A 12535-nucleotide genomic window follows, 5' to 3' on the forward strand; every position below is an offset into this window, starting at 1 on the left:
GCTGGATAAACCAGCCTTTATCTATATTGGCAAACGTCAGGCATTTCAGCCACGTTTAGCTTTCTGAATATCGCTTAAACGCTGTTTTTCTTCATGCGCCATCACGCGCCAGGCGATAAAACCGACAATGCCCACGACAAACAGGATGAGTGACGCCAGGGCGTTAATCTCCGGATTGACCCCACGACGCACCGTGGCAAAAATCGCCATCGGCAACGTTGTCGCGCCCGGCCCGGTGACAAAGCTGGCAATCACCAGATCGTCCAGCGATAAGGTAAAGGCCAGCAGCCAGCCGGTGACGATAGCGGGTGCAATCATCGGCACCGTAATCACGAAAAACACCTTCAACGGCGTCGCGCCCAGATCCATCGCCGCCTCTTCAATGGAACGGTCCAGCTCACGCAGGCGCGAGTTAATCACCACCGCCACGTAGGCTGTACAGAAGGTCACGTGCGCCAGCCAGATGGTCAGCGTGCCGCGTTCGGTTGGCCAGCCCAGCGCATTACCGAGCCCCACAAAGAGCAGTAACAGCGACAGACCGGTAATCACATCCGGCATCACCAGCGGTGCGGTCAGCATAAAGGCAAAGCCGTTATGCCCACGAAAACGCCCAAAGCGCACGATAATTACCGCCGCCATGGTGCCCAGCACCACCGCCATGGTGGCAGAAAGCGCGGCGATGGTCAGGCTCAGCACCACCGCATCGATCATGGCATCGTCCTGGAACAACACCTGATACCAGTGGAAGGAGAAACCTTCCCACACCGTCACCAGCTGCGAGCTGTTGAAGGAGTAAATCACCAGCAGCAGCATCGGCGCGTAGAGAAATAAAAAGCAGCAGGCCAGGATGACTGTGCGCCAGGGAGAGCGGATCGTTGGCAGATTGTTCATCCCTTCTCTCCCATTTCGCGGTTTTGGTGTTTGTGGAACCAGATAATCGGCAAAATCAAAATCAGTAAGATGATCACCGCCAGTGCCGACGCCACCGGCCAGTCACGGTTGTTAAAGAACTCCTGCCACAGAATGCGGCCAATCATGATACTGTCCGGGCCGCCCAGCAGCTCAGGGATCACGTACTCGCCGACCGCCGGAATAAACACCAGCATGGATCCGGCAATGATGCCGCCTTTGGTCAGCGGCACAATCACGCTAAAGAAGGTTTTCAGCGGACGCGCGCCCAGGTCCAGCGAAGCTTCCACCAGCGAATAATCAATGCGCGTCAGCGCGGTATAGATCGGCAGCACCATAAACGGCAGATAGCAGTAGACGATGCCAATGTACACCGCCGTGTTGGTATACAGGATGATCAGCGGATGATCGATCACCCCCAGCCACAGCAGGAAACGATTAAGAATACCGTTATTGTTCAGCAGCCCCATCCACGCATAAACCCGCACCAGAAACGATGTCCATGAGGGCAGAATCACCAGCAGCAGCAGGATGGATCGCATTGAAGGCTTACTGTGCGCGACCGCCCACGCCAGCGGATAACCTATCAGCAGGCAAATCACTGTCGAGATAGCGGCCACTTTTAATGACTGCAGATAGGCGTCAATGTAGAGCGGATCGTCGCTGAGCGTGACATAGTTGCCCAGATTGAGCACCAGGCTCAGCTGATCGTCAGCCCAGTTAACCAGTTCGGTATAGGGCGGAATGGCGCGCGCAATGTCGGCAAAACTGATCTTAAGTACGATCAGGAAAGGCAGCAGAAAGAACAGCGTCAGCCATATGTAAGGTAAGGCAATGACCAGCTTGCGCCCGTGCTGCATTTTGACGCGCGTTGCCCAGCGCTGCAGCGGCGTGCCCAGCAGTTTGGCAGGGGCTTTAGTGCGTTGAAAAATCTGGCTCATCCCGCCTCCTTAAACCGTCAACACCACGCAGCTGTCGCTGTCCCAGCACAGGCGGACTTCATCGCCCCATGTCGGTAGCCCTTTGCGGTAGCGATGTTCATTTTGCAACTGGGCGCTCAGCATCTGACCGCTGTGCAGGCGCACATGATAAATGGACAGATCGCCCAGGTAGGCAATATGGACCACTTCACCGACGGCAAAGTTACAGCCATCCGCCGGCACCGTTTCGCACAGCATCACTTTTTCCGGGCGCAGCGCAACATGTACCGGCACGTTATCGACCACCGACACATCCGAATCGACTTTAAGCGGATGTTTCAGGCCCGGGCTGTCAATCACCAGGCCATCCGCCTGACGCTCACGCAGCAGACCTTCAAACACATTGACCGAACCGATAAATTCCGCGCTGTAGCGGCTGGTCGGATGCTCATAAATTTCCTCTGGCTCGCCGATCTGCACAAATTTGCCCCGGTTCATAATGGCGATGCGCCCCGCCATCGTCATGGCTTCTTCCTGATCATGCGTCACCATCACGCAGGTTGCCCCCACCCGTTCCAGGATATCCACCACTTCCAGTTGCATCCGATCGCGCAGCTTTTTATCGAGCGCGCCCATTGGCTCATCCAGCAGCAGCAGTTTTGGCCGTTTTGCCAGGCTGCGCGCCAGCGCCACGCGCTGACGCTGACCGCCCGAAAGTTGATGGGGTTTGCGCTTAGCAAACTCCTGCATATGTACCAGCGATAACATTTCTTCGACACGGCTGGTAATTTCGCCTTTAGCCAGCTTGTCCTGTTTCAGCCCGAACGCAATGTTCTGCTCCACCGTCATGTGGGGAAACAGCGCGTAACTCTGAAACATCATATTAATGGGACGCTGATAGGGCGCGACATGCGACAGATCGTGTCCATCCAGTACAATCTGCCCGCTGGTGGGCTGTTCAAAGCCTGCCAGCATGCGGAGTAAGGTCGATTTACCGCAGCCGGAGGCGCCGAGCAGGGCAAAAATTTCGCCTTTATAAATAGTCAGGCTGACATCATCCACGGCATGCTGGCCGTCAAAGGATTTTGTCAGATTACGAATTTCCAGTAACGGCGTTAACGCTTTTGCCGTTTTAGTCTGCGGGCGTGGGATGGCATCGTTCACTCATATCTCTCCGGAGCCAGGCGGAACAACGCGGCAAACAGTGCCGCTAAAAATGGCACAACAGAGGCCGGGACTGCGCCTCTGTTGCTGTAGCAGGACATGCCGTTTCGTTACTTACCGCTTTTAACCTTAGTCCATGCACGCGTGCGCACACGATCCAGTTTCGGATCCTGTACCTTCAGTACGAACAATTTGGCCATGGCATCCGGCGTAGGGTAAATGCCCGGATTGTTGCGGATATCAGCATTAATCAGCGGCAGAGACGCTTTATTGCCGTTGGCATAATTCATTTTGTTGGAGATATCAGCGATGACTTTCGGGTCCATGATGTAGTTCAGCCAGGTGTAAGCCGCATCCACATCTTTGGCATCTTTAGGAATCGCCATCATATCGAAGAACGCAAGCGCGCCCTCTTTCGGTACGCTGTAGCCGATATTGACGCCGTTCTTCGCTTTTTCCGCGCGATTTTTTGCCTGAAGAATATCGCCGGACCAGCCGATCGCCACACAGATGTTGCCGTTGGCCAGATCGTTAATGTATTGCGACGAGTGGAAGTAACGAATATTTGGACGCAGCTTCAGCAGCAGATCGGTCGCGGCACCGGAATAATCCTTAGGATCGCTGCTGTTCGGATCTTTGCCGAGGTAGTTCAGCACGGTCGCGAAAATTTCTTCAGGTGCATCCAGGAACGAGACGCCACAGCTTTTCAGTTTTTCCAGGTTCTCAGGTTTCAGCACCAGATCCCAGCTGTTGACCGGCGCATCCGCACCCAGTGCGGCTTTGACTTTTTCAACGTTGTAGCCGATGCCGGTGGTGCCCCACAAATACGGAATGGCATATTTATTACCCGGATCGTGCTGGGCAACCTTCTCCATCAACGCCGGATCAAGATTTTTATAGTTGGGCAGTTTGCTTTTATCCAGCGGCTGGAACACGCCAGACTGCAGCTGACGCGCCAGGAAGCTGGACGAAGGCACCACCACATCGTAGCCGGTGCTGCCGGCCATCAGTTTGCCTTCCAGCACTTCGTTGGAATCAAACACGTCATAAACCACTTTAATGCCGGTCTGCTTTTCAAAGTTCGGCACGGTATCGGGCGAAATATAATCCGACCAGTTATAAACGTGCAGCGTTTTATCTTCCGCCATGGTACTGGCTGAAGCAGCCATCAGCACCCCAGCAACCACACCTGACAACCATTTTTTACGTTGGTTGAACATGTTTTTAATCCTCCTGAGCGGGTTATAACAACGCTGCACATCAGTGATCCGACATTGCGTTTTTATGATTTAAAAATCAGTGACACAATGAATCATTATTCAGTGGACGTTTAATAGTAAAAACCTATACCAGCACGGTATTCCTGCGGTTAGTGCCGCACCGCAAGCATAGCCGCCCCGTTCGGGGTTAACCATACCTCAGCGTAAAAAACGCCTGAACGTAATATTTTATGCATGTTTAAGCTATGAGGTTCGGCTTTTACGGCATAAAGAACGTCATAAATCTGGCAATTAAGGGCTTAATGCAGAATAAAACATTACGGTTACAAAATAATCTACCTCCTTCACAATTGATAACATTGAGAATATTTGACGCTGAAGGAAAAAAACGATTATGACGCGTGCAGCAGGAAAGCCTGTGCCAGGGACAGGCAGCGTGACAGGCATAAAAAAGCCGTCCTGGCAGACGGCTTAATCACGGCGGTGAGGATCAGTGAAGAACGGAATGCATGCTGCTGGTGGCAACATGCTCTTCATCTTCACCCATCATCAGCAGGTTGTTGGCGAAGGCTTCCATGATGACCATGGAAATTTCTTCTTCGCTCTGCTTCATGAAATGCGAAAACTGGCCGAAGGTTAATCCGGCTGTGATCATCATCGACTGGCACACAATCAGCTTCGGCAGATTGTCATCCTGAATATCGATAAACGCTTTCACCGTTAACGAACTGGCGTTAATTTGCGACAGGTCACCCACCAGCGGAATTAACGCCGTCGGCTTCACTTCCGCCAGTGCTGAAAACAGAATGACGTTGTCTACCAGGTCGATTTTAGCGTCAAACACCCCGTCGAAGTTTTGCATATGCGGCAAATGCAGCGCCTGACAAGCATCACATTCAAACCAAGTGATATTTTGCTGATCCAGCCAACGACGCAGCAGGTCGATATCCGGAACGACAAGAGAATCCATTGTAAAATCCCATGGGGTGATAAATAAGCGACTTAGCTTACGGAAAAATGTGGTGAGTTTCCATGAAAACCACTGAAAAGCGCGGGTCAACCTGCGGTTTTAGGACGGTGCCCGGGGGTAGCGTACCGCTCAATATGATCGATCATCATACCTGCAATGTTAAGACCACTTGTAGTTTCAATACCTTCCAGACCGGGTGAGGCATTCACTTCCATCACCAGTGGACCGCGATTTGAACGCAGAATATCTACACCCGCGACATCCAGCCCCAACACCGCCGCCGCTTTAACGGCCATCAGACGTTCCTGCTCACTGATGTCAACGATGCGGGCTTTACCGCCCCGGTGCAAATTCGAACGAAAATCGCCCTCTTTTGCCTGACGCTCAATCGCCGCCACGACCCGGTCGCCAATCACCAGACAGCGTACATCGCATCCGCGCGCTTCCTGAATAAACTCCTGCACCAAAATATGCGCATTCAGTCCACGAAACGCATCGATGACACTTTCAGCCGCCTGGCGGGTTTCCGCCAGAACCACGCCGATGCCCTGCGTGCCCTCGACGAGCTTTACCACCAGCGGCGCACCGCCCACCATGGCGATCAGGTCCTGTGTATCATCGGGCGACGAGGCGAACCCGGTCACCGGCATGTCGATGCCATCACGGGCGAGCAGTTGCAGGGAACGCAGTTTGTCCCGGGCACGCGTGACCGCAGCGGACTCATTGAGTGGATAGCTGCCGCACATCTCAAACTGGCGCAGCACCGCCGTGCCATAGAAGGTGATTCCGGTACCGATACGGGGAATCACGGCATCGAAGTGACCCAGCAACTCGCCACGGTAATGGATACCGGGCGAGGCAGAATTGATGTTCATGTAGCAGGAAAGAGGATCAATGATTTGTACAAAATGACCACGCTGTTCGGCGACTTCACGTAAACGGCGGCAGGAATAGAGCGATCCATCGCGCGACAGAATAGCCATTTTCATCAATTAAAATCCTTGGGTTGTATTAGCGTGTTGCCCAGCCCTGCTGATGCAGGTAGTCCAGCATAAACGGGCGCGTTTCTTTAATAATCAGGCGCTGAATCAACTGACTCCAGGTTTCGCTGCGCTGGTTGCTGTCGCGTTGTTCGTAATAGATCGCCGTCCGGTTATCGTAATCAGCCAGCACGGCCGGATCCACTGGTTGATAGCGATTTTCATGCACTAACATGGCCTGGGGAATACGCGGCTTCACATCCGGCACCGATTCGGGATAGCCCAGACAAAAACCAAACAGCGGCAGGACAAATTTTGGCAGCCCCAGCAGTTCTGTTACCTGAGCGATATTGTTACGGATGCCACCAATAAAAACGCCGCCCAGCCCCAGCGACTCTGCTGCAACCATGGCATTTTGCGCCATCAGCGCCGTATCGACACAGCCCAGCAGCAGTTGTTCTGCGCGGCCCAGCTGCGCATCGGGGCAAATTTGCAGATGACGATTAAAGTCAGCACAAAATACCCAAAACTCAGCGGCTTCCCCTACCCATGTCTGTCCGCCTGTCAATGTCACCAGCTGCTCACGCATGGCCGGATCGGTGATACGGATGATGGATGAGCACTGCAAAAAGCTGGACGTGGACGCCGATTGCGCCGCAGCAATAATCGCTTCGCGCTGTTCAGCGCTTACCGGCTGGTCAGTGAACGCGCGAATTGAACGGTGGCTGCACAGTAAATCGATTGTCGGTGTCATAAAGTCTCCAGCTGATTTATCTTTTTTTGTCGGAAAGGTTGAACAACTGCGGCGCAAGCGCTTTCGCACTGCGCCACATCAGGAGCCAGGCGGCAGGCAACATTAGCAGAATGCCGATGATAAACAGCGCGGTAGCCAGCCCGGGTGTAGCCAGGCGGCCCGGCAGGCCAGGGAACCAGTGATTCACAACCAGCAATGCACTGGCAATCAGTAACCCACCCAGCGCTTCCATCACCAGCAGTGCTTTCGGCAATTTAGCGACGTTTTGCATGCGTTTCTCCTGCCTCAAGGCCAATCGCCCCCCAATTATGGTTAACATCCGCAAATTTGCACATCAGAGGTGTCGGGATTGTTCCGCTCTGCCGACGTGCGACGGATTCATCGAGGACGGGCATTAGACTAACAGGTAATTCCTGCTTTCTTTAAGCGCAACGAGCGGGCATCATAGGCCGCTTTTCTGACGTGATTCCGTGTCACTCACACGACGTCCCTTGCAAGGAGTTTTCGATGATTGCTGTTATTTTTGGTCGTCCCGGCTGCCCGTACTGCGTTCGCGCAAAAGAACTGGCTGATAAACTGCAAGCTGAGCGTGATGATTTCAACTATCAATACGTAGATATTCAGGCGGAAGGCATTACTAAAGCGGATTTAGAGGCCAGTGCGGGGAAACCGGTCAGCACCGTGCCGCAAATTTTCCTGGATGAGCAGCATATTGGTGGTTATACCGAGTTTGCCGCATGGACGAAAGAGAATCTGGGCTTCGTGGCCTGATTTCGCTCACCCGGTCAGCGCGCTGACCTCACGGGTGAGTTCTTCGTTGCCTGCATCAGATGCCGTTGGCAGAGTGCCGGGTCTCTGATGCAGGCCGTTCCGGCCTTACTGTCTGATTGCCACAATCAGCTTCATCAGTCTGACCAGCAATGCGCCGCATCCTGCCCAGAACATCCCGCTCAGGCTCCAGACCATAATATAGTCCCAGCGTGCCGGCACAGCGAAAATACCGTGCAGCAAGAGCGCCGCCAGCAAGGTGCCAACAGAGGCCATGATCAACGTACTTTTCAGCGGTGCCGAGTGCTGCATAAACGCCATCAATCCACCCGGCAGTAAAAAAAGCAACAATGCAGGCTGACTGTGCAACGCATGTTTATCCAGGGCACAAAAATCCTGGGCAAAAATAAACACCAGACAATAAAGCAGACCTCCTGACAGACAGGTCGCCCAAAAATAATAACGCTGCGGCATAACTCCCCACTCATTTAAAACACGCCAAAACATCGCTTTTGACCTTGATGAGCCTGGTGGAAATAAAAATAAACAGTCGTTTTGTGTACGAATGAAAGTTGCCAATGGCTGAGAAAGTATTTTCTGATTAGAATATTACCCGCGTTATCCGCGCAGTCATTATGGATGACGTAACGGCACGCTTACGGTCTGGACAAGATAGCGAAAAACAGACCACTCTTCAATACGTTACACGTAAACAAGAAGTTAAAATGTTGAATGTTAACATCGCAGAATTGTTAAGAAGTAATGACATTTTGTTATTATTTTTCGTACTGGCGTTGGGACTATGCTTAGGAAAATTACGTTTTGGCTCCGTCCAGCTCGGAAATTCCATTGGCGTATTAGTCGTTTCGTTATTATTAGGCCAGCAACACTTCTCGATGAATACCGATGCCCTGAGCCTGGGCTTTATGCTGTTTATTTTTTGTGTCGGCATTGAAGCCGGCCCTAACTTTTTCTCTATTTTCTTTCGGGACGGGAAAAATTATTTCATGCTGGCCATTGTCATGGTCGCCAGTGCTCTGCTGCTGGCGCTGGGCTTTGGCAAGCTTTTCGGCTGGGACATCGGTCTCACCGCCGGTGTTCTGGCGGGTTCGATGACGTCGACGCCAGTCCTGGTGGGCGCGGGCGATACGCTGCGTCAGAGCATTAGCGACCCCAGGCAGTTAGGCATCATGCAGGATCAACTCAGTCTGGGCTATGCGGTTACCTATCTGGTGGGGCTGGTCAGCCTGATTTTCGGTGCACGTTACCTACCACGTCTGCAGCATCAGGATCTGTCCACCTGTGCTCAACAGATTGCGCGTGAGCGCGGTCTTGATGCCGACAGTCAGCGTAAGGTTTTTCTGCCCGTTATTCGCGCCTATCGCGTGGGCCCGGAGCTGGTGGAATGGAGCGGCGGTAAAAATCTGCGCGAGCTGGGCATCTATCGCCAGACGGGCTGCTATATCGAACGTATCCGACGCAACGGTATTCTCGCCAGCCCCGATGGCGATGCTGTGCTCCAGCTGGGCGATGACATTTCGCTGGTGGGCTACCCGGATGCGCACGCGCGCCTGGATCCCAGTTTCCGCAACGGGAAAGAAGTCTTTGATCGCGATTTGCTCGACATGCGAATCGTGACCGAGGAGATTGTGGTTAAAAATCACAATGCCGTGAACAAGCGGCTGAGCAAACTTAACCTGACCGATCACGGCTGCTTTTTAAACCGCGTCATTCGCAGTCAGATAGAAATGCCTATCGACGACAATATTATGCTGAACAAAGGCGATGTGTTGCAGGTCAGCGGGGAAGCCCGCCGGGTGAAAAGCGTCGCCGATCGCATCGGCTTTATTGCTATTCACAGCCAGATGACCGACTTACTGGCTTTCTGCGCCTTTTTTATCATCGGCCTGATGACAGGACTGATCACGTTCCAGTTCAGCAACTTCAGTTTTGGCATCGGTAACGCGGCCGGGCTGTTATTTGCCGGTATCATGCTGGGCTTCCTGCGGGCTAACCATCCTACCTTTGGCTATATTCCGCAGGGTGCGCTGACGATGGTCAAAGAGTTTGGTCTGATGGTTTTTATGGCAGGGGTTGGCCTGAGTGCAGGCAGTGGAATCGATCACGGTATTTCCAGTAACGGGGCGCTGATGCTGTTGTGCGGCCTGCTGGTCAGCCTGCTGCCGGTGGTGATTTGCTACCTGTTTGGTGCCTATATACTGCGCATGAACCGGGCACTGCTGTTTGGGGCGATTATGGGTGCCCGCACCTGCGCGCCAGCCATGGAAATTATCAGTGATACCGCGCGCAGCAATATTCCGGCTTTAGGCTATGCCGGCACCTATGCTATTGCCAACGTCCTGCTGACGCTGGCCGGCACGCTAATCGTCATTATCTGGCCGTTATTGCCCTTATAAAATTTTTTACTGACGTCCAGAACTTTTTATTTTGATCACAGTCTGAATAAGTGCCACTGCTTTTCTTTGAAATCCCCAAATTGTGGAGCCCGCTGGTCTTTTTCCCGGCGGGTTTTTTTATGCCTGCTTTTCTCCCGTCCTATTTAACACAAAAAAGTCATAAAAGTTAAACCGCGTTGCAACCTCTGTGCAGATTAAGAACCTTGTGATGGACTCGCCGGGCATCTGGATTCAGGATAGCTGACTTAATTTGTTAGCAATGTGTGCTGGCAGATGCGACAGACTCCATCCGGTTTGACCTGCTTGTCAGGCTTTTTTTGGATCGAGAAAATCTGAACATCAGTAAAACGAGGAACCGTTCACGTAATGGAAGAATTAAACCGTACCCTGTTCACGGCGATTAACGCGACGCCCGACTCACCTCATTGGTTACTGCAGCTTGCCACGTTTATTGCCAGAGACGTCATTGCCATCGTGCCACTTTTGATTGTGGCGTTGTGGTTATGGGGCCCGCGCGATCAGGTTGCGTCACAGCGTGTGCTGGTGCTGAAAACCGGCATCGCGCTGCTTTACGCACTGGCGATATCCTGGTGCGTTGGTCAACTGTTACCGCATCCGCGGCCTTTCGCCATTGGTTTCGGTTATCAGTTTCTTCATCACGCACCTGACGACTCGTATCCGAGCGATCATGGCACCACCATTTTTACTTTTGCGCTGGCCTTTCTCTTCTGGCACCGCCTCTGGTCAGGCGTCATCCTGATGGTCGTAGGTACCGCAATCGCCTGGTCACGTATTTATTTGGGCGTGCACTGGCCAATGGATATGCTGGGCGGCTTGCTGGTAGGTATGCTGGGTTGTCTGGCGTCGCATCTTGCCTGGCAGCTTTATGGTGAACGCCTGTTGAATGTTCTTAACCCCGCTTACCGACTGCTGTTTGCGCTACCGATTCGTAAAGGCTGGACGCAGAGTTAATCTTTTGCTGATGTCGGCGCAAACGTACGTGGATTTCAGGGCCGAACGGGCCGCCTGCCGTAAAAAAGGGACGCCATTGCGTCCCTGATTGTTAGCTGAACCACTTCCCGAACCAGCCGTTGAACTTCATCATCACAAAATCGATCATCCGGCTGAAGAAGCCGCCCTCCTGCACATCCTGCAGCACGACCAGTGGCCGCTGTTCAATGGTTTTGCCATCCAGCTGGAAATTAATGGTGCCGACGACCTGATTCTTTTTCAGCGGCGCTTCTAACTGGGGCGATGACAGCGTATAGCTGGCTTTCAGGTTTTTCATCTGACCTTTTGGAATGGTCAGCGCGGCATCTTTCGCCACGCCCAGACTGACCTGACTCTGATCACCAAACCAGACGCGCTGCTGGGCGAACGGGGCATCCGCTTTTACTGGCGTAACCGTTTCAAAGAAGCGGAAACCCCAGGTCAGTAGCTTTTCGCTTTCACGGAAGCGAATGGCATCGCTGGCGGTGCCCAGCACCACCGAAATCAGTCGCATATCGCCCTCGGTTGCCGAGGCGACCAGATTATTACCTGCGCCTGACGTATGGCCCGTCTTGATGCCGTCAACGTGAAGGTTGGTGCTCCAGAGCAGACGGTTGCGGTTCATCTGGCGAATATGATTGAAGGTGAACTCTTTCTCTTTATTCAGTGCGTACTCTTCCGGCACGTCGCGGATCAACGCCTGACCAAGCAGCGCCATATCCCGTGCGGTACTGTACTGCCCTTCCGCATCCAGACCGTGTACCGTCATGAAATGTGTATTGGTCAGCCCCAGCGCTTTAACGTAGTTATTCATCAGCCCGATAAACGCGTCCTGACTGCCTGCCACATAGTCGGCCAGCGCGATACAGGCATCATTGCCTGACTGGATCACAATGCCTTTATTCAGCTCATGCACCGGAATACGATCGCCCGGTTTAAGAAACATCAGCGACGATCCGCGCAGTTTGGGGTTGCCGGTCGCCCAGGCATCCTGTCCTACGGTCACCATGTCATCTGGCTTAATTTTGCCGGCTTTAATTGCCTGCCCAACCACATAGCTGGTCATCATTTTGGTCAGGCTGGCTGGATCAAGCCGCTGGTCCGCATTGGACTCGGTCAGGACCTTGCCGCTGGCATAGTCGATTAAGATCCAGGCTTTGGCATCAATTTGAGGAGCATCCGGTGCCTGTACTGCCAATACAGTCATCGGTGCAATCAGTAGCAAAGAGGTGGCAGCGACGCGCCGCAGGTGAGATGAGAAGCTAGTTTTTGTCATGAGCTTGACCGGATTGTCCTTGTTAAAACGGAAAGTCAAAGGCGTGAAACCCTCTGTCAGAACGCTACCCGCTGGCGTGACTGAAAAAAACCGCTTAATCGTAAAGTTTTATAGATTTTAGTAGATTAACCCTGGCATGACCGCCGCGCGCGTGCCATTTTCCGGCA

At 53.0% G+C, this 12535-nt stretch carries 13 protein-coding genes; 3 read left to right on the forward strand and 10 right to left on the reverse strand.

From position 1 onward, the window contains the following. Positions 1-45 precede the first annotated feature (45 nt). From potI to GC087_RS15690, 8 genes are all read right to left on the reverse strand, one after another. Positions 46-891 carry a putrescine ABC transporter permease PotI gene (gene potI / locus GC087_RS15655; RefSeq protein ID WP_324028682.1) on the reverse strand — a complete coding sequence of 282 codons (846 nt, stop codon included), beginning with the start codon at positions 889-891 and terminating at the stop codon, positions 46-48. Further along, on the reverse strand, positions 888-1850 hold the full coding sequence (potH, locus tag GC087_RS15660; RefSeq protein ID WP_039341374.1) for a putrescine ABC transporter permease PotH: 963 nt from the start codon (positions 1848-1850) through the stop codon (positions 888-890). The genes potI and potH overlap by 4 nt, the downstream gene beginning before the upstream one ends. 9 nt (positions 1851-1859) lie before the next feature. Next, positions 1860-2993 carry a putrescine ABC transporter ATP-binding subunit PotG gene (gene potG, locus GC087_RS15665; RefSeq protein WP_033737661.1) on the reverse strand — a complete coding sequence of 378 codons (1134 nt, stop codon included), beginning with the start codon at positions 2991-2993 and terminating at the stop codon, positions 1860-1862. A gap of 110 nt (positions 2994-3103) precedes the next feature. Beyond that, entirely contained in the window at positions 3104-4213 is a 1110-nt protein-coding gene (potF, locus tag GC087_RS15670; RefSeq protein WP_058701039.1) for a spermidine/putrescine ABC transporter substrate-binding protein PotF, read from the reverse strand. 490 nt (positions 4214-4703) lie between these two features. Next, positions 4704-5183, reverse strand: coding sequence for a type III secretion system chaperone family protein (locus GC087_RS15675; protein ID WP_033737663.1), 480 nt, complete (start codon positions 5181-5183; stop codon positions 4704-4706). Between the two features lie 86 nt (positions 5184-5269). Then, complete coding sequence (gene rimK / locus GC087_RS15680; protein ID WP_033737664.1) at positions 5270-6172, reverse strand: 30S ribosomal protein S6--L-glutamate ligase; 903 nt, start codon at positions 6170-6172, stop codon at positions 5270-5272. A gap of 22 nt (positions 6173-6194) precedes the next feature. Further along, on the reverse strand, positions 6195-6917 hold the full coding sequence (nfsA, locus tag GC087_RS15685) for an oxygen-insensitive NADPH nitroreductase (RefSeq protein WP_033737665.1): 723 nt from the start codon (positions 6915-6917) through the stop codon (positions 6195-6197). Between the two features lie 16 nt (positions 6918-6933). Further along, the gene (locus GC087_RS15690) at positions 6934-7188 is read right to left on the reverse strand and encodes a DUF1418 family protein (protein ID WP_054687954.1); all 255 of its coding nucleotides are present in this window, start codon (positions 7186-7188) and stop codon (positions 6934-6936) included. Positions 7189-7424: 236 nt separating this feature from the next. Between GC087_RS15690 and GC087_RS15695 the strand changes: the two genes are divergently transcribed. After that, positions 7425-7688, forward strand: a complete 264-nt coding sequence (locus GC087_RS15695) for a GrxA family glutaredoxin (RefSeq protein WP_033737667.1) — start codon at positions 7425-7427, stop codon at positions 7686-7688. 105 nt (positions 7689-7793) lie between these two features. Here GC087_RS15695 and ybjM read toward each other — a convergent pair whose 3' ends face one another. After that, the gene (gene ybjM, locus GC087_RS15700) at positions 7794-8159 is read right to left on the reverse strand and encodes an inner membrane protein YbjM (protein WP_039341385.1); all 366 of its coding nucleotides are present in this window, start codon (positions 8157-8159) and stop codon (positions 7794-7796) included. Positions 8160-8413: 254 nt separating this feature from the next. Here ybjM and GC087_RS15705 point away from each other — a divergent pair, with 254 nt between their 5' ends. Then, positions 8414-10102 carry an aspartate:alanine antiporter gene (locus tag GC087_RS15705; protein ID WP_033737775.1) on the forward strand — a complete coding sequence of 563 codons (1689 nt, stop codon included), beginning with the start codon at positions 8414-8416 and terminating at the stop codon, positions 10100-10102. A gap of 366 nt (positions 10103-10468) precedes the next feature. Continuing rightward, positions 10469-11074: an undecaprenyl-diphosphate phosphatase gene (ybjG, locus tag GC087_RS15710; protein ID WP_033737669.1), complete on the forward strand. Its 606-nt coding sequence runs from the start codon at positions 10469-10471 to the stop codon at positions 11072-11074. Positions 11075-11165: 91 nt separating this feature from the next. On the opposite strand, the gene GC087_RS15715 is transcribed toward ybjG, so the two are convergent. Further along, positions 11166-12368, reverse strand: coding sequence for a serine hydrolase (locus GC087_RS15715; RefSeq protein ID WP_110267737.1), 1203 nt, complete (start codon positions 12366-12368; stop codon positions 11166-11168). Positions 12369-12535: the final 167 nt, after the last annotated feature.

The organism is Pantoea sp. JZ2, assembly GCF_035191405.1.
Lineage (GTDB): Bacteria > Pseudomonadota > Gammaproteobacteria > Enterobacterales > Enterobacteriaceae > Pantoea > Pantoea stewartii.